Genomic DNA, 17,236 nt, shown 5'->3' on the forward strand with positions numbered 1-17,236 from the left:
TGTATGATGTCCGACCCGCGCGCACAGGGCGCCGATTGAGGTTGAGCATGCAGGCCAACGAAGTGAAGAGCTTCCTTGAAGGAAAGCTGTCCGAGACTCTTTCATCCGTTCAGGTAGAAGTTGAGGGCGAAGGCTGCAACTTTCAGCTGAATGTGATCAGTGACGAACTGGTGGCCTTGAGTCCGGTCAAGCGTCAGCAGAGCATCTATGCCCATTTGAACCCGTGGATCGCCGATGGCAGCATCCATGCGGTCACTATGAAATTTTTCAGCAGCGCGGCTTGGGCCGAGCGCACCTGAGCCCAAGGGCGTCGAGATTCTTATGGATAAATTGATTATTACCGGCGGCGTTCGTCTTGATGGCGAAATCCGCATTTCCGGGGCAAAGAACTCTGCCCTGCCGATTCTGGCTGCAACCCTGCTGTGCGATGGCCCGGTCACGGTCGCCAACCTGCCGCACCTGCACGACATCACCACCATGATCGAGCTGTTCGGTCGCATGGGCATCGAGCCTGTGATCGACGAGAAACTCAGCGTCGAAATCGACCCGCGCACCATCAAGACCCTGGTCGCGCCGTATGAACTGGTCAAGACCATGCGTGCCTCGATCCTGGTGCTGGGCCCGATGGTTGCCCGTTTCGGCGAAGCCGAAGTCGCGCTGCCTGGCGGTTGCGCCATCGGTTCGCGTCCGGTCGACCTGCACATCCGCGGCCTGGAAGCCATGGGCGCGGTGATCGACGTCGAAGGCGGCTACATCAAGGCCAAGGCGCCTGAAGGCGGCCTGCGCGGCGCGCACTTCTTCTTCGATACCGTGAGTGTGACCGGTACCGAGAACATCATGATGGCAGCGGCCCTGGCCAAGGGCCGCAGCGTGCTGCAGAACGCCGCCCGCGAGCCGGAAGTGGTCGACCTGGCGAACTTCCTCAACGCCATGGGCGCCAAGGTTTCCGGCGCCGGTACCGACACCATCACCATCGACGGTGTCGAGCGCCTGCACTCGGCGACCTACAAGGTCATGCCGGACCGTATCGAGACCGGCACCTACCTGGTCGCCGCCGCCGTGACTGGCGGTCGCGTGAAGGTCAAGGACACCGATCCGACCATCCTCGAAGCCGTCCTGGAAAAGCTCAAGGAATCCGGCGCCGAAGTCACCACCGGCGAGGACTGGATCGAGCTGAACATGCACGGCAAGCGTCCGAAGGCGGTCAACGTGCGTACCGCGCCGTACCCGGCGTTCCCGACCGACATGCAGGCCCAGTTCATCTCCCTCAACGCCATTGCCGAAGGCACTGGCGCGGTGATCGAGACCATCTTCGAAAACCGCTTCATGCACGTCTACGAGTTGCACCGCATGGGCGCGAAGATCCAGGTCGAAGGCAACACCGCCATCGTCACCGGTACCGAAATCCTCAAGGGCGCGCCCGTCATGGCCACCGACCTGCGGGCTTCGGCCAGCCTGGTGATCTCGGCCCTGATGGCCGAAGGCGACACCCTGATCGATCGCATCTACCACATCGACCGTGGTTACGAGTGCATCGAAGAGAAGCTGCAGATGCTCGGCGCCAAGATCCGCCGCGTACCGGGCTAGTTTGCGTGATGGGCACAGGGACGTGCCCCAAGGTTTCGTTCCAAGTCGAGCCTGTGTTCAGGCTCGATGCGTGTCTGGCGCCATTTGTGACCGGGCATGAGTATCCTGATAAGGACTTACGTTTCCCATGTTGACCATCGCACTGTCCAAGGGCCGCATCCTTGATGACACCTTGCCGCTTCTGGCCGAAGCCGGCATCGTGCCCACCGAGAATCCGGACAAGAGCCGCAAGCTGATCATCCCCACGACCCAGGCCGATGTGCGCTTGCTGATCGTGCGCGCCACCGACGTGCCGACCTATGTCGAACATGGTGCCGCCGACCTCGGCGTTGCCGGTAAAGATGTGCTGATGGAATACGGCGGCCAGGGCCTGTACGAGCCGCTGGACCTGCAGATCGCTCAGTGCAAGCTGATGACCGCCGGTGCCATCGGCGCGGTCGAGCCCAAGGGCCGACTGCGTGTCGCCACCAAGTTCGTCAACGTTGCCAAGCGTTACTACGCCGAGCAGGGTCGTCAGGTCGACATCATCAAGCTGTACGGCTCGATGGAGCTGGCGCCGCTGATCGGCCTGGCGGACAAGATCATCGACGTGGTCGACACCGGCAACACCCTGCGGGCCAACGGCCTGGAGCCCCAGGAGCTGATTTCCATGATCAGTTCCCGCCTGGTGGTCAACAAGGCCTCCATGAAAATGCAGCACGCCCGCATCCAGGCACTGATCGACACCCTGCGCAAAGCAGTGGAGTCGCGACACCGCGGTTGATTCACTCGCGCGGCGCCAGCCGCGCCCGTCTATCCGTGTCATAGCCAATTTTCTCAGGTGCCCGCGCGAATGGACTGGTAGCTTAGGGTGCCTGAGCATTAGCCATTCAATGAGGCCCTCGCTATGACCGCTCCCACTGCAATTCGCCGACTCAACGCTGCTGACCCGGATTTCGCGCATCATCTGGATCATCTGCTGAGCTGGGAAAGTGTGTCTGACGACTCGGTCAATCAGCGGGTGCTGGACATCATCAAAGCGGTGCGCGAGCGCGGCGACGCGGCGCTGGTGGAATTCACCCAGCGTTTCGACGGCCTGCAAGTGGCATCCATGGCCGACCTGATCCTGCCGCGCGAGCGCCTGGAACTGGCCCTGACCCGGATCACCCTGGCCCAGCGCGAAGCCCTGGAAAAAGCCGCGGCGCGGGTGCGCAGCTACCACGAAAAACAGAAACAGGACTCCTGGAGCTACACCGAGGCCGACGGCACGGTGCTGGGCCAGAAGGTCACGCCGCTGGACCGCGCCGGCCTGTATGTGCCGGGTGGCAAGGCGTCTTATCCCTCCTCGGTGTTGATGAATGCCATCCCGGCCAAGGTGGCGGGCGTCACCGAGGTGGTGATGGTGGTGCCGACCCCGCGTGGCGAGGTCAATGAACTGGTGCTGGCCGCGGCCTGCATCGCCGGCGTCGACCGGGTGTTCACCATCGGTGGCGCCCAGGCCGTTGCCGCCCTGGCCTACGGTACCGAGAGCGTGCCGCAGGTGGACAAGGTGGTCGGCCCGGGCAACATCTATGTGGCCACCGCCAAGCGTCACGTGTTCGGCCAGGTGGGTATCGACATGATCGCCGGCCCTTCGGAGATCCTGGTGGTATGCGACGGCCAGACCGACCCAGACTGGATCGCTATGGACCTGTTCTCCCAGGCCGAGCACGACGAAGACGCCCAGGCGATCCTGGTCAGCCCGGACGCCGCGTTCCTCGATCAGGTCGCCGCCAGCATCGCCAAGCTGCTGCCGACCATGGAGCGCGCGCAAATCATCAATACCTCGATCAACGGCCGTGGCGCGCTGATCCAGGTGCGCGACATGCAGCAGGCCATTGACGTGGCCAACCGCATCGCTCCGGAGCACCTCGAGCTGTCCGTCGCCGATCCCCAGGCCTGGCTGCCACAGATCCGCCACGCTGGCGCGATCTTCATGGGCCGTCACACTTCCGAGGCCCTGGGCGACTACTGCGCGGGCCCGAACCACGTGTTGCCGACTTCCGGCACGGCGCGGTTCTCCTCGCCGCTGGGGGTGTATGACTTCCAGAAACGTTCGTCGATCATTTTCTGCTCGGAGCAGGGCGCTTCCGAACTGGGCAAGACCGCCTCGGTGCTGGCCCGTGGCGAGTCGCTGAGCGCCCACGCCCGCAGTGCGGAATACCGGATCATCGCTGACCAGGAACAGGGGCAATAAGCATGAGTAAATTCTGGAGTCCGTTCGTCAAGGACTTGGTGCCCTACGTGCCGGGCGAACAGCCGAAGCTGACCAAACTGGTCAAGCTCAACACCAACGAAAACCCTTACGGTCCGTCGCCCAAGGCGCTGGCCGCGATGCAGGGCGAACTGAACGACAACCTGCGCCTGTACCCGGACCCCAACAGCGACCTGCTCAAGCAGGCGGTGGCCCGCTATTACGGGGTACAGAGCAACCAGGTGTTCCTCGGCAACGGTTCCGACGAAGTGCTGGCGCACATCTTCCACGGCTTGCTGCAGCACGACCGGCCGCTGCTGTTCCCGGATATCAGCTACAGCTTCTATCCGGTGTATTGCGGCCTGTACGGCATCGACTTCGAGGCGCTGCCGCTGGATGAGCAGTTCCAGATCCGCCCAGCCGATTACGCCAGGCCGAATGGTGGGATCATCTTCCCCAATCCGAACGCGCCGACCGGTTGCCTGCTGGCCCTGGAGGCCGTCGAGCAGATCCTCAAGGCCAGCCCGGATTCGGTCGTGGTGGTGGACGAGGCGTACATCGATTTCGGCGGTGAAACCGCCATCAGCCTGGTGGACCGCTATCCGAACCTGCTGGTGACCCAGACCCTGTCCAAGTCCCGTTCGCTGGCTGGCCTGCGGGTCGGCCTGGCGGTGGGGCACCCGGACCTGATCGAAGCTCTGGAGCGGATCAAGAACAGCTTCAACTCCTACCCGCTGGATCGCCTGGCGATCGTCGGGGCCGCGGCGGCGTTCGAGGATCGCGAGTACTTCGCCAAGACCTGCCAGCTGGTGATCGATAGCCGCGAGCAGGTGGTGGCGCAGTTGCGCGCCAAGGGCTTTGAAGTGCTGCCGTCGGCCGCCAACTTCATCTTTGCCCGCCATCCGCAGCACGACGCAGCGACCCTGGCGGCCAAGCTGCGGGAGCAGGGGGTGATTGTCCGGCACTTCAAGCAGGAGCGGATTGCCCAGTTCCTGCGGATCAGTATCGGCACGCCGGAGCAGAACCAGGCCCTGATCGACGGCCTGGGCGAGCTGTAAGCCCTATCGCGAGCCAGCTCGCTCCAATAGGAGAGAGCTGGCTCGCGATGCCTTTACTCTTTTTCCTTGACCGGCGCCGGTGGCGGGCGCAGGCCGATTTCAGCGGTGAGCTTGAGCTCCTTGCCGTTGCGCATCACCTGGATGCTGACCTTGTCGCTGGGTTTGATCCGCGCCACCTGGTTCATCGAGCGACGGCCATCGCCGGCCGGTTCACCATCGATGCTGAGAATCACGTCACCCAACTGCATGCCGGCTTTTTGCGCCGGACCGTCGCGGAAAATCCCCGCCACCACGATGCCCGGGCGCCCGGACAAGCCGAACGATTCGGCCAGTTCCTGGGTCAGCGGCTGCACCTCGATACCCAGCCAGCCACGAATCACCTGGCCGTGTTCGATGATCGACTTCATCACCTCCATGGCCAGCTTGATCGGGATGGCGAAGCCAATGCCCTGGGAACCGCCGGACTTGGAGAAGATCGCCGTGTTGATCCCGGTCAGGTTACCGTTGGCATCCACCAGCGCGCCGCCGGAGTTGCCCGGGTTGATCGCCGCGTCGGTCTGGATGAAGTCTTCGTAGTTGTTCAGGCCCAGCTGATTGCGCCCGGTGGCGCTGATGATGCCCATGGTCACGGTCTGGCCGACCCCGAACGGGTTGCCGATGGCCAGGGTCACGTCGCCGATGCGGATGCTGTCGGAGCGTCCGACGGTGATCGAAGGCAGGTTCTTCAGATCGATCTTGAGGACCGCCAGGTCGGTTTCCGGATCGCTGCCGATCACATGGGCCAGGGTTTCACGACCGTCCTTGAGCGCCACCACAATCTGTTCGGCGCCGGCGGTCACGTGGTTGTTGGTCAGCAGATAACCTTCGGGACTCATGATCACCCCGGAACCCAGGCTCGATTCCATGCGCTGCTGCTTGGGCAGGTTGTCGCCGAAGAAGCGGCGGAACTGTGGGTCCTCGAACAACGGGTGCGCCGGTTTGTTGATGACCTTGGTGGTGTACAGGTTGACCACCGCCGGCGCGGCGATCGCCACGGCATCGGCATAGGACACCGGGCCTTGTCGAAGCGCCTTGGTTTGTGGGGCTTGCTGCAGGTTGACGTCCAGGCTGGGCAGGCCGACCCATTGCGGGTAGCGCTGAATTATCAGCAACGCGATAAGCACGCCGGCCAACAGTGGCCAGCCAAAAAAACGCAGAGCCTTGAGCATTGAGCAAGTCCTGAGAGGTTGCAGGCCGCCCGGGACGGCCCATAATGTCGCGCATTATACGAGGCCGCGCGCGCCTCTGAACGGGATATTTAGGAGTCTTTTATGGCCGTTGCCCTGAGCACTCTGGTAGAGGAAGCGGACCGCTACCTGGGCAGTTCGCGAATCGCCGATTACTGCCCCAATGGCTTGCAGGTCGAAGGCCGGCCACAAGTGATGCGCATCGTCAGCGGTGTCACGGCCAGCCAGGCATTGCTTGATGCCGCGGTGGAGGCCAATGCCGATCTGGTGCTGGTGCATCACGGTTATTTCTGGAAAGGCGAGAACCCCTGCATCACCGGCATGAAGCAGCGCCGGCTGAAAACCCTGCTCAAGCACGATATCAGCCTGCTGGCCTATCACCTGCCGCTGGACCTGCACCCGGACGTCGGCAACAACGTGCAGCTGGCGCGGCAGCTGGATATCACCGTGGAAGGTCCGCTGGACCCGGACAACCTGAAGATCGTCGGGCTGGTCGGCTCCCTTGCCGAGCCCATGACCGCGCGGGACTTCGCGCGCAAGGTTCAGGAGGTGATGGGGCGCGAGCCGCTGGTGGTCGAAGGCAGCAAGATGATCCGGCGTGTCGGCTGGTGCACCGGCGGTGGCCAGGGCTACATCGATCAGGCGGTGCTGGCCGGGGTCGATCTGTACCTGAGCGGTGAGGCCTCGGAGCAGACCTTCCACAGCGCCCGGGAAAACGACATCAGTTTCATCGCTGCCGGTCATCACGCCACCGAGCGTTACGGCGTGCAGGCGCTGGGGGATTACCTGGCCCGCCGCTTCGCCCTCGAACACTTGTTCATCGACTGCCCGAACCCTATATAAAGCCTTGTCCTGTAGCCGCTGCCGCAGGCTGCACCAAGGCCCGCAGGGCTTTCAAGAGCACGCCTGCTGCGCAGTCGATCGCCGCCTGCGGCAGCGGCTACAGAGAGGCGTAAACACAGCAAACAGGCGGGTATATTCATATACCGTTTCGATCTAGCTGGCGTCCTGATTAGAAGAGGTCGCTGTGCTAGCATGCCCCGCTCGAACACGGCCCGCAGGCCGTCCATAAGAAAGCTTTCGTGAGTAGCCATGGTCGACAAACTGACGCATCTGAAACAGCTGGAGGCGGAAAGCATCCACATCATCCGCGAGGTGGCCGCCGAGTTCGACAACCCGGTGATGCTGTACTCCATCGGTAAAGACTCCGCCGTGATGCTGCACCTGGCGCGCAAGGCGTTCTTCCCGGGCAAGCTGCCGTTTCCGGTGATGCACGTCGACACCCAGTGGAAATTCCAGGAGATGTACAAGTTCCGCGATCGCATGGTCGAAGAGCTGGGCCTGGAACTGATCACCCACGTCAACCCGGAAGGCGTTGCGCAGGGCATCAACCCCTTCACCCACGGCAGTGCCAAGCACACCGACATCATGAAAACCGAGGGCCTCAAGCAGGCGCTGGACAAGTACGGTTTCGATGCGGCGTTCGGCGGTGCCCGGCGTGACGAAGAGAAATCCCGGGCCAAGGAGCGCGTGTACTCGTTCCGCGACAGCAAGCATCGCTGGGACCCGAAGAACCAGCGCCCCGAGCTGTGGAACGTCTACAACGGCAAGGTCAACAAGGGCGAGTCGATCCGCGTCTTCCCGCTGTCGAACTGGACCGAGCTGGACATCTGGCAATACATCTATCTGGAAGGCATCCCGATCGTGCCGCTGTACTTCGCCGCCGAGCGCGAAGTGATCGAGAAGAACGGCACCCTGATCATGATCGACGACGAGCGCATCCTCGAGCACCTCTCCGACGAGGAGAAGGCCCGCATCGTCAAGAAGAAGGTGCGTTTCCGTACCCTTGGCTGCTACCCGTTGACGGGCGCGGTGGAGTCCGAGGCCGAGAGCCTGACGGACATCATTCAGGAAATGCTCCTGACGCGAACTTCCGAGCGCCAGGGCCGGGTCATCGATCACGATGGCGCCGGTTCCATGGAAGACAAGAAACGTCAGGGCTATTTCTAAGTAGGGTCTAACATGTCGCATCAATCCGAATTGATCAGCGAGGACATCCTCGCCTACCTGGCCCAGCACGAACGCAAAGAACTGCTGCGCTTCTTGACCTGCGGTAACGTCGACGACGGCAAGAGCACCCTGATCGGGCGCCTGCTGCACGATTCGAAGATGATCTACGAAGACCATCTGGAAGCCATTACCCGCGACTCGAAAAAAGTCGGTACCACCGGCGACGACATCGACCTGGCGTTGCTGGTCGACGGCCTGCAGGCCGAGCGCGAGCAGGGCATCACCATCGATGTCGCCTATCGCTACTTCTCCACCGCCAAGCGCAAATTCATCATCGCCGACACCCCCGGCCATGAGCAGTACACCCGCAACATGGCCACCGGTGCTTCCACCTGTGACCTGGCGATCATCCTGGTGGATGCCCGCTACGGCGTGCAGACCCAGACCCGTCGCCACAGCTTCATCGCCTCCCTGCTGGGCATCAAGCACATAGTCGTGGCCATCAACAAGATGGACCTCAAGGACTTCGACCAGGGCGTGTTCGAGTCGATCAAGGCCGACTACCTGAAGTTCGCCGAAGGCCTGAAGATGAAGCCCACCAGCCTGCACTTCGTGCCGATGTCGGCCCTCAAGGGCGACAACGTGGTGAACAAGTCCGAGCGCTCGCCGTGGTACACCGGCCAGTCGCTGATGGAAATCCTCGAGACCGTGGAAGTGGCGGGCGACCGCAACTTCAGCGACCTGCGCTTCCCGGTGCAGTACGTCAACCGTCCGAACCTGAACTTCCGTGGTTTCGCCGGGACCCTGGCCAGCGGCATCGTGCACAAGGGCGACGAAGTCGTGGTGCTGCCGTCGGGCAAGAGCAGTCGGGTGAAATCCATCGTCACCTTCGAAGGCGAGCTGGAGCATGCCGGCCCGGGCCAGGCCGTGACCCTGACCATGGAAGACGAGATCGACATCTCCCGTGGCGACCTGCTGGTACATGCCGACAACGTACCGCCGGTGACCGACAGTTTCGAAGCCATGCTGGTCTGGATGGCCGAAGAGCCGATGCTGCCGGGCAAGAAATACGACATCAAGCGCGCCACCAGCTACGTGCCGGGCTCCATTGCCAGCATCGTCAACAGGGTCGACGTGAACACCCTTGAAGAAGGTCCGGCCAGCGCCCTGCAGCTGAACGAGATCGGCAAGGTCAAGATCGCTCTTGACGCGCCGATCGCCCTCGACGGTTACGACAGCAACCGCACCACCGGTGCGTTCATCGTCATCGACCGCTTGACCAACGGCACTGTCGGCGCCGGCATGATCGTCGCCCAGCCTGTGGTGCATGGCAGCAGCACGCATCATGGCAAGCTGGCCCATGTCGCCACCGAGGAGCGTGCCCAGCGCTTCGGCCAGCAACCGGCCACCGTGCTGTTCAGCGGCCTGTCCGGCGCCGGCAAGAGCACCCTGGCCTACGCGGTCGAGCGCAAGCTGTTCGACCTGGGCCGCGCGGTATTCGTCCTCGACGGCCAGAACCTGCGTCACGACCTGAACAAGGGCCTGCCCCAGGATCGCGCCGGGCGTACCGAGAACTGGCGGCGTGCCGCGCACGTGGCGCGCCAGTTCAACGAAGCCGGCCTGCTGACCCTGGCGGCGTTCGTTGCGCCGAGTGCGGAAGGTCGTGAACAGGCCAGGGACCTGATCGGCAAGGAACGTCTGTTGACGGTCTACGTCCAGGCCTCGCCGGCGGCCTGCGCCGAGCGTGATCCGCAGGGCTTGTACGCCGCAGGCGGGGATAACATCCCGGGCGAGTCCTTCCCGTACGACGTGCCGCTGGATGCCGATCTGGTGATCGATACCCAGTCCGTGTCGCTGGAAGAGGGCGTCAAGCAAGTGCTGGAACTGCTGCGCAAGCGTGGCGCGATCTAAGCTTTAGCGGCCAATGAAAAGCCCGCCGTCGAGTGATCGACGGCGGGCTTTTTTGTGGCCTTGAGAAAGCTATCGCGGGCAAGCCTCGCTCCTACAGACGCAAGCGTGTTGCTTCTGTGTAGGAGCGAGGCTTGCCCGCGATGAGGCCCTTGCAGGCGCCCCGTTATTTGCCTGGATACTCCCGATGCATCTGTTCCAGCAGCGCATCCTTGTTCTGCCACAGCTGGTTGATCCAGCCCTGGAACTCCAGGCGGTACACGCCATCCTGATCGTAGTTCTTGCCGATGAACTGCGGCGGGATCGGCAACTCCTCGAAATGCACCACCACCTCGTTGACCTTGCCGCACAGCAGGTCCCAATAACCCGGCTGGCCCGCCGGATAATGAATGGTGACGTTGACGATGGATTCCAGCTGCTCGCCCATGGCGTCCAGCACGAAGGCGATGCCGCCGGCCTTGGGCTTGAGCAGGTAGCGGAACGGTGAGGCCTGTTGCGCGTGCTTGGCCTGGGTGAAGCGTGTGCCTTCGACGAAGTTGAAGATGCCCACCGGGTTGTCGCGGAATTTCGCGCAGGTCTTGCGAGTGGTCTCCAGGTCCTTGCCCTTTTTCTCCGGGTGTTTTTCCAGGTAGGCCTTGGAGTAGCGCTTCATGAATGGGAAGCCCAGGGCCCACCAGGCCAGGCCGATCACCGGCACCCAGATCAGCTCCTGCTTGAGGAAGAACTTCAGCGGGCGGATACGCCGGTTGAGCACGTATTGCAGGACCATGATGTCGACCCAGCTCTGGTGGTTGCTGGTGATCAGGTACGAGTGCCGGTAGTCCAGGCTGTCGAGCCCGCTGAGGTGCCAGCGGGTGTGCCCGAGCAGGCTCATCCAGGCCTTGTTGTTGCTGATCCAGGCTTCATGGATGTGGCTCATCAGCCAGTCGGTGAAGCGCTGGGCCGCAGGGAAGGGCAGCAGCAACTTGAAGATCGCCACCACGAACAGCGGGGTGCAGCAGACGATGGTGTTGAGCGCCAACAACAGCGAGGCGATCACGCCCCGCAGCGGTGCAGGTAGAAAATCCAATTTACACATCCAGGGGTCGGTTGGCGGCTTGAATCGCGGTCAGGGCGATGGTGTAGACGATGTCGTCGACCTGGGCGCCGCGCGGCAAGTCGTTCACCGGCTTGCGCAGGCCTTGCAGCATCGGCCCGAGGCTGACGCAGTCGGCGCTGCGCTGCACGGCCTTGTGGGTAGTGTTGCCGGTGTTCAGGTCGGGGAACACGAACACTGTGGCCTTGCCCGCGACCAGGCTGTTGGGCGCCAGTTGCTGGGCCACGACCTCGTTGGCCGCGGCATCGTATTGCAATGGACCGTCGATCAGCAGCGAGCTTTGGGCTTCATGGGCCAGCAAGGTGGCTTCGCGGACCTTCTCCACTTCTTCGCCACTGGCCGATTCACCGCTGGAATAGCTGATCATCGCCACCCTCGGGGTGATGCCGAACGCGGCCGCCGAGTCGGCGCTTTGCAGGGCGATCTCGGCCAGCTCGCTGGCGCTCGGGTGCGGGTTCATCACGCAGTCGCCGTAGACCAGCACCTGCTCGGGAAACAGCATGAAAAACACCGACGACACCAGGGTGCAGCCCGGCGCGGTCTTGATCAACTGCAGGGCCGGGCGGATGGTATTGGCGGTGGAGTGGATCAGGCCGGACACCAGGCCATCGACTTCGTCCAGGGCCAGCATCATGGTGCCGATCACTACTGGGTCTTCCAGTTGCTGTTCGGCCATCGGCGCGTTGAGGCTCTTGCTCTTGCGCAGCGCCACCATCGGCTCGACGTAACGCTCGCGGATCTGATCCGGGTCGATGACTTCCAGGCCGGGCGGCAGCTCGATGCCCTGGGCCCGGGCGACCGCCTCGACATCCGCCGGCTTGGCCAGCAGCACGCAACGGGCGATGCCGCGCGCCTGGCAGATCGCCGCGGCCTGCACGGTCAGCGGCTCGCTGCCTTCGGGCAGGACGATGCGCTTGTTGGCTTCCTGGGCGCGCTGGATCAACTGATAGCGGAACACCGCCGGCGACAGGCGCATTTCCCGCGGTGTGCCGCAGCGCTGGTGCAGCCACTTGGCGTCCAGGTGGCTGGCGACGAAGTCGGTGATGATCTCCGCGCGCTCGCGGTCGTCGATGGGGATTTCCTTGTTCAGGCCGTTCAACTGGTTGGCGGTGTCGTAGGAGCCGGTGCTCACCGACAGCACTGGCAGGCCGGCATTCAAGGCGCCGCGGCACAGCTCCATGATCCGCGGGTCGGGCAGGGTGTCGCTGGTCAGCAGCAACCCGGCCAGGGGCACGCCGTTGATCGCGGCCAGGCTCACGGCGAGGATGATGTCGTCGCGATCGCCGGGCGTCACTACCAATACGCCGGGCTTGAGCAGTTCCACGGTGTTACGCATGGTGCGCGCGCAGATGATGATTTTGGTCATGCGCCGGCTTTCGTAGTCGCCGGCGTTGAGCACCTGGGCGCCCATCAGGTCGGCGACGTCGCGGGTGCGCGGCGCGTTCAGTTCCGGCTGGAAGGGGATGCAGCCGAGCAGGCGGAAGTCGCCGCTGCGCAGCAGGGGCGAGTGCTCTTTCAGGCGGGCGGAAAAGGCTTCCATGCTTTCGTCGGTCCGCACCTTGTTGAGGATCACCCCCAGCACTTTCGGATCGCGCGGGCCGCCGAACAGCTGCGCCTGCAACTCCACGCGACCGGACAGCTCGGTGAGCACTTCGTTTTCCGGGGCCGATACCAGGATCACCTCGGCATCCAGGCTTTTCGCCAGGTGCAGGTTGACCCGCGCGGCATAGCTGGCGCTGCGGGTCGGCACCATGCCTTCGACCACCAGCACGTCCTTGCCGACGGCCGCCTGCTGGTACAGGGTGATGATTTCTTCCAGCAGTTCGTCCAGCTGGCCGTCGCCGAGCATCCGTTCGACATGGGCCAGGCCCAGCGGCTGCGGCGGTTTCAGGCCATGGGTGCGGGCCACCAGCTCGGTCGAGCGTTCAGGGCCGGTATCGCCTGGGTGAGGCTGGGCAATGGGTTTGAAGAAGCCGACCTTGAGGCCGGCTCGTTCCAGGGTACGCACCAGCCCGAGGCTGATGGAGGTCAGACCCACACCAAAATCGGTGGGCGCGATAAAAAAAGTTTGCATGCGGATTCTCGACGGGTGCATGGCCACGGTGAGTCGCTTATGTTTACTGCTCTACCGGAAATTCAGGCGCCAAGGTTAGCGCTAACCGAGCCTTGTGCGCACCAACCGCAGGCAAAGGGCTGGCCTATTTTTTCCGCACGCTTGAGCGGATCCAGGATCCAGGCCCGGGATTGCCAGGGCGGCTGGTGGCGCAGGTGCTGGGTATGGCCACAGGACAGCTCGACGACCCAGTGGCCGTCTTCATCCTGATGAAAGCCGACGATCGTCGAGCCTGGCGTCAGGTTCCGTTTGTCCGGGTTCCGTTCGCTTTCGGGCGATTGCTTCGCTAAACTTGGACGTTCTTCATTCTTATGCAAAAGGTCTCGCCCCATGCTGATCGCCGCCAACAAGGCTGTCTCCATCGACTATACCCTCACCAACGACGCTGGTGAGGTCATCGACAGCTCCGCCGGCGGCGCACCGCTGGTCTACCTGCATGGTGCAGGAAACATCATTCCAGGCCTGGAAAAGGCCCTGGAAGGCAAGAACGTCGGCGACGAGCTGAGCGTTGCCGTTGAGCCGGAAGATGCCTACGGCGAATACGCCGCCGAGCTGGTCAGCACCCTGAGCCGCAGCATGTTCGAAGGCGTCGACGAACTGGAAGTGGGCATGCAGTTCCACGCTTCCGCTCCGGACGGCCAGATGCAGATCGTCACCATCCGCGACCTGGATGGCGACGACGTGACTGTCGACGGCAACCACCCGCTGGCCGGCCAGCGCCTGAACTTCAAGGTCAAGGTTGTCGACATCCGTGACGCCAGCCAGGAAGAAATCGCCCATGGCCACGTCCATGGCGAAGGTGGCCATCACCACTGATTTCTGCGCTAAGCTCAAGTCTGACTGGAGAGGCGCCCGAGGGCGCCTTTTTAGTCGGCGGCTTTTATCGTCGGGCAACAGGCGGTACTGTCGAGTGGCTGTTTTCTGCAAGAACACGGGAATTTGGAGTTCGTCATGAGTGCTTTTCACGACCTTAAATTGAAAGCCCTGGATGGTCAGGAGCTACCGCTCGCGCCTTTCAAGGGGCACGTCGTGCTGGTGGTCAACGTCGCCTCCAAGTGTGGTCTGACACCACAATACGCGGCGCTGGAGAACCTCTACCAGCAATACAAAGGCCAGGGGTTCAGCGTGCTGGGCCTGCCGTGTAATCAGTTCGCCGGGCAGGAGCCGGGCTCCGAGCAGGAGATCCAGGAATTCTGCAGCCTCAACTACGGGGTGACCTTTCCGTTGAGCAGCAAGCTGGACGTCAACGGTCCGGAGCGCCATCAGTTGTACCGTCTGCTGGCGGGCGAAGGGGCGGAATTCCCGGGCGACATCACCTGGAATTTCGAGAAATTCCTGCTGGGCAAGGACGGCCGCGTCCTGGCGCGTTTCTCCCCACGCACCGCGCCCGACGATTCGACGGTCATCCAGGCCATCGAAAAAGCCTTGAGCTGAATCTGCACGCCGGGCCCCGCTGCCCGGCCGGTTTTACCGCGCGTTCCTCCGCTTTGGCACCTTAATCACCCCGATCAATAGTGCTGGGCGTTGCCTGGGGCACGGAATATTATCACCATCATAAGGCCGTCGGTGTCCCCGCCCGACTTGCCATTTCCCGCGATTAAGACCGTCAGCCCTGGAGTACCGCATGCCCGTTCAAGCCTTGTTCAAACCCTTTCAGCTGGGTGCCCTGGAGCTGTCGACCCGGGTGGTGATGGCGCCGATGACCCGCTCGTTTTCCCCGGGTGGCGTGCCGAACTCGAAAGTCATCGAGTACTACCGTCGTCGCGCCGCGGCCGGGGTCGGCCTGATCATCACCGAAGGCACCACGGTCGGGCACAAGGCCTCCAACGGCTATCCGAACGTTCCGCGCTTTTATGGCGAAGCGGCCCTGGCCGGCTGGAAGAAGGTGGTGGACGCGGTGCACGCCGAAGGCGGCAAGATCGTTCCGCAGTTGTGGCATGTGGGCAATGTGCGCCGCCTGGGCACCGAGCCGGACGCCAGCGTGCCGGGTTACGGCCCGTCGGAAAAACTCAAGGATGGCCAGGTGGTGGTCCACGGCATGACCCGGGACGACATCGGCGAAGTGATCGCCGCCTTCGCCCAGGCCGCCAAGGATGCCCAGGACATCGGCATGGACGGCGTGGAGATCCACGGCGCCCACGGTTACCTGGTCGACCAGTTCTTCTGGGAGGGCAGCAACCAGCGTACCGACGAGTACGGTGGCGACCTGGCCCAGCGTTCGCGGTTTGCCATCGAGCTGATCCAGGCCGTGCGCGCCGCGGTGGGCCCTGGCTTTCCGATCATCTTCCGTTTTTCGCAGTGGAAGCAGCAGGACTACAGCGCCCGCCTGGTCCAAACCCCCGAGGCCCTGGGCGAGTTCCTCAAGCCGCTGGCGGATGCCGGCGTGGACATCTTCCACTGCTCCACCCGGCGTTTCTGGGAGCCGGAGTTCGAGGGTTCTGAGCTGAACCTGGCCGGCTGGACCCGTCAGCTCACCGGCAAGCCGACCATTACCGTGGGCAGCGTCGGCCTCGACGGCGAGTTCCTGCAATTCATGGTCAACACCGACAAGGTGGCGCAGCCGGCGAGCCTGGAAAAGCTCCTGGAGCGTCTGAACAACGACGAATTCGATCTGGTAGCGGTAGGGCGCGCGTTGCTGGTGGACCCGGACTGGGCGCAGAAGGTGCGGGACGGTCGCGAGCAGGACATCCTGCCGTTCAGCCGTGAGGCGTTGATGACGCTGGTCTGAGTGCAGCCGGGAAACGTTATCGCGGGCAAGCCTCGCTCCTACAGGATCACGAGGCTTGTCCGCGATGCTTTTGGCCCTGATGTTTTCAGCGCTAGGGCAACAACCGCCCCTCAGGCACCACCACTTCTTCCGTGCAGGCGCCTCGCAGCTGGGTTTCAAACTGCTCGATGATCGCCGCCCAGCCCTGGCGACTGGCGTGCTGGCGGGCATTGAGGCGCACCCGGCGCAAGGTCTCGGGATCTTCCAGCAGCCAGCTGGCGGCATCGCAGAACGCGCATTCGTCCCCGGGCATCGCCAGCACACCGTTGTAGCCATGGCGAATATGCTGGGCCGCCGCGGCCTGGTCGTAGGCCACCACGGCCAGCCCCGAGGCCAGGGCCTCCAGCACCACGTTGCCGAAGGTTTCGGTCAGGCTCGGGAACAGGAACAGATCCCCCGACGCGTAGTGACTGGCCAGCGCTTCGCCGCGTTGCGAGCCGCAGAACACCGCGTCCGGCAACTCCCTCTGCAGGACCGCGCGTTGCGGGCCATCGCCCACCACGATCAATTTCATGGACTGCTGTGGATAAGTGTCCTGCAGCTGAGCGAAGCAGCGTTTGAGCAGGCCCAGGTTCTTCTCCGGCGCCAGGCGGCCAACGTGAATCACCGCGATATCGTCGTTGCCCAGGCCCCAGCCTTGGCGCAGTTCGTTGAGGCGCTTGGCCGGGTGGAACAGCTGGCTGTCGACCCCGCGCGACAGCAGCGCCAGGCGTTCGAAGTTGCGCCGCTCCAGCTCCAGGCGCTGGCTGGCGCTGGGCACCAGGGTCAGCTTGGAACGGTTGTGGAACCAGCGCAGGTAGTGGGTCAGCAGGCGGGTTAGCAAACCCAGGCCGTACTGGCTGGAGTACTGCTGGAAGTTGGTGTGGAAACCGCTGACCACGGAAATCCCCAGGCGCCGCGCCGCCCGCAGCGCGGACAGGCCCAGCGGGCCCTCGGTGGCGATGTACAGCACATCCGGGCGATGACGTTTCCAGCGCCGCAACAGCTTGTGCATCGACGACTGGCCCCATTGCAGCCCCGGATAACCCGGCAGCGGCCAGCCACGGCACAGCAGCAGGCCCTCGTCGCTGATCCGGCTCTGATCGGCGCCCTGACGTGGGCGGATCAGTTCCACCTGGTGTCCACGGGCGCGCAATCCATCGCACAGGCGGCCAAGGGTATTGGCCACGCCATTGATTTCCGGTGGGAAGGTTTCGGTGATCAGAGTGATATGCAGAGCTGTCGTCATGGCCTCAGTGTCAGCCGAGGCCATGTCGTCA

Annotated in this window: 16 protein-coding genes; 11 read left to right on the forward strand and 5 right to left on the reverse strand. The window is 63.3% G+C overall.

Annotated elements, in window-relative coordinates; genetic code table 11:
• Nucleotides 1-47 precede the first annotated feature (47 nt).
• The 5 genes from C4K27_RS04645 (at nt 48) to hisC (ending at nt 4,857) form a co-directional block, all read left to right on the forward strand.
• Nucleotides 48-299 carry a BolA family protein gene (locus tag C4K27_RS04645; protein WP_007929860.1) on the forward strand — a complete coding sequence of 84 codons (252 nt, stop codon included), beginning with the start codon at nt 48-50 and terminating at the stop codon, nt 297-299.
• Between the two features lie 22 nt (nt 300-321).
• A complete protein-coding gene (gene murA, locus C4K27_RS04650) occupies nt 322-1,587 on the forward strand; it encodes a UDP-N-acetylglucosamine 1-carboxyvinyltransferase (protein ID WP_007929859.1) in 1,266 nt (421 codons plus the stop codon).
• A gap of 127 nt (nt 1,588-1,714) precedes the next feature.
• Nucleotides 1,715-2,350 carry an ATP phosphoribosyltransferase gene (gene hisG / locus C4K27_RS04655; protein ID WP_007929858.1) on the forward strand — a complete coding sequence of 212 codons (636 nt, stop codon included), beginning with the start codon at nt 1,715-1,717 and terminating at the stop codon, nt 2,348-2,350.
• A gap of 123 nt (nt 2,351-2,473) precedes the next feature.
• Entirely contained in the window at nt 2,474-3,802 is a 1,329-nt protein-coding gene (gene hisD, locus C4K27_RS04660; RefSeq protein WP_007929857.1) for a histidinol dehydrogenase, read from the forward strand.
• Nucleotides 3,803-3,804: 2 nt separating this feature from the next.
• Nucleotides 3,805-4,857, forward strand: a complete 1,053-nt coding sequence (gene hisC / locus C4K27_RS04665; RefSeq protein WP_053259658.1) for a histidinol-phosphate transaminase — start codon at nt 3,805-3,807, stop codon at nt 4,855-4,857.
• Nucleotides 4,858-4,910: 53 nt separating this feature from the next.
• Here the strand turns inward: hisC and algW are convergent, their stop codons facing one another.
• A complete protein-coding gene (algW, locus tag C4K27_RS04670) occupies nt 4,911-6,065 on the reverse strand; it encodes a Do family serine endopeptidase AlgW (RefSeq protein ID WP_007929855.1) in 1,155 nt (384 codons plus the stop codon).
• A gap of 102 nt (nt 6,066-6,167) precedes the next feature.
• Between algW and C4K27_RS04675 the strand changes: the two genes are divergently transcribed.
• The 3 genes from C4K27_RS04675 (at nt 6,168) to cysN (ending at nt 10,004) form a co-directional block, all read left to right on the forward strand.
• The gene (locus C4K27_RS04675) at nt 6,168-6,926 is read left to right on the forward strand and encodes a Nif3-like dinuclear metal center hexameric protein (RefSeq protein ID WP_009042201.1); all 759 of its coding nucleotides are present in this window, start codon (nt 6,168-6,170) and stop codon (nt 6,924-6,926) included.
• Nucleotides 6,927-7,175: 249 nt separating this feature from the next.
• Nucleotides 7,176-8,093, forward strand: a complete 918-nt coding sequence (gene cysD, locus C4K27_RS04685) for a sulfate adenylyltransferase subunit CysD (protein ID WP_007929849.1) — start codon at nt 7,176-7,178, stop codon at nt 8,091-8,093.
• 12 nt (nt 8,094-8,105) lie between these two features.
• Nucleotides 8,106-10,004 (forward strand): sulfate adenylyltransferase subunit CysN, encoded by a 1,899-nt coding sequence (gene cysN / locus C4K27_RS04690; protein WP_053259659.1) that lies wholly within the window; start codon nt 8,106-8,108, stop codon nt 10,002-10,004.
• Nucleotides 10,005-10,167: 163 nt separating this feature from the next.
• Here cysN and C4K27_RS04695 read toward each other — a convergent pair whose 3' ends face one another.
• From C4K27_RS04695 to C4K27_RS04705, 3 genes are all read right to left on the reverse strand, one after another.
• Nucleotides 10,168-11,079 carry a 1-acylglycerol-3-phosphate O-acyltransferase, YihG family gene (locus tag C4K27_RS04695; RefSeq protein ID WP_007929847.1) on the reverse strand — a complete coding sequence of 304 codons (912 nt, stop codon included), beginning with the start codon at nt 11,077-11,079 and terminating at the stop codon, nt 10,168-10,170.
• Nucleotides 11,072-13,171, reverse strand: a complete 2,100-nt coding sequence (gene pta / locus C4K27_RS04700) for a phosphate acetyltransferase (protein WP_053259660.1) — start codon at nt 13,169-13,171, stop codon at nt 11,072-11,074. Before pta ends, C4K27_RS04695 begins: the two co-directional genes overlap by 8 nt.
• Nucleotides 13,172-13,233: 62 nt before the next feature.
• On the reverse strand, nt 13,234-13,572 hold the full coding sequence (locus C4K27_RS04705; protein WP_081002212.1) for a DUF3565 domain-containing protein: 339 nt from the start codon (nt 13,570-13,572) through the stop codon (nt 13,234-13,236).
• Between C4K27_RS04705 and C4K27_RS04710 the strand changes: the two genes are divergently transcribed.
• The 3 genes from C4K27_RS04710 (at nt 13,541) to C4K27_RS04720 (ending at nt 15,938) form a co-directional block, all read left to right on the forward strand.
• Nucleotides 13,541-14,026, forward strand: a complete 486-nt coding sequence (locus tag C4K27_RS04710; RefSeq protein ID WP_007929845.1) for an FKBP-type peptidyl-prolyl cis-trans isomerase — start codon at nt 13,541-13,543, stop codon at nt 14,024-14,026. The two genes, C4K27_RS04705 and C4K27_RS04710, sit on opposite strands and share 32 nt — an antisense overlap.
• Before the next feature lie 135 nt (nt 14,027-14,161).
• The gene (locus tag C4K27_RS04715) at nt 14,162-14,644 is read left to right on the forward strand and encodes a glutathione peroxidase (RefSeq protein WP_009042206.1); all 483 of its coding nucleotides are present in this window, start codon (nt 14,162-14,164) and stop codon (nt 14,642-14,644) included.
• Between the two features lie 190 nt (nt 14,645-14,834).
• Nucleotides 14,835-15,938, forward strand: coding sequence for an NADH:flavin oxidoreductase (locus tag C4K27_RS04720; protein ID WP_053259662.1), 1,104 nt, complete (start codon nt 14,835-14,837; stop codon nt 15,936-15,938).
• A gap of 91 nt (nt 15,939-16,029) precedes the next feature.
• Here the strand turns inward: C4K27_RS04720 and C4K27_RS04725 are convergent, their stop codons facing one another.
• Nucleotides 16,030-17,229, reverse strand: a complete 1,200-nt coding sequence (locus C4K27_RS04725; RefSeq protein WP_053259663.1) for a glycosyltransferase family 4 protein — start codon at nt 17,227-17,229, stop codon at nt 16,030-16,032.
• Nucleotides 17,230-17,236 lie beyond the last annotated feature (7 nt).

Origin of the sequence: Pseudomonas chlororaphis subsp. chlororaphis (genome assembly GCF_003945765.1) — a bacterium.
Taxonomy (GTDB): Bacteria; Pseudomonadota; Gammaproteobacteria; order Pseudomonadales; family Pseudomonadaceae; genus Aquipseudomonas; species Aquipseudomonas chlororaphis.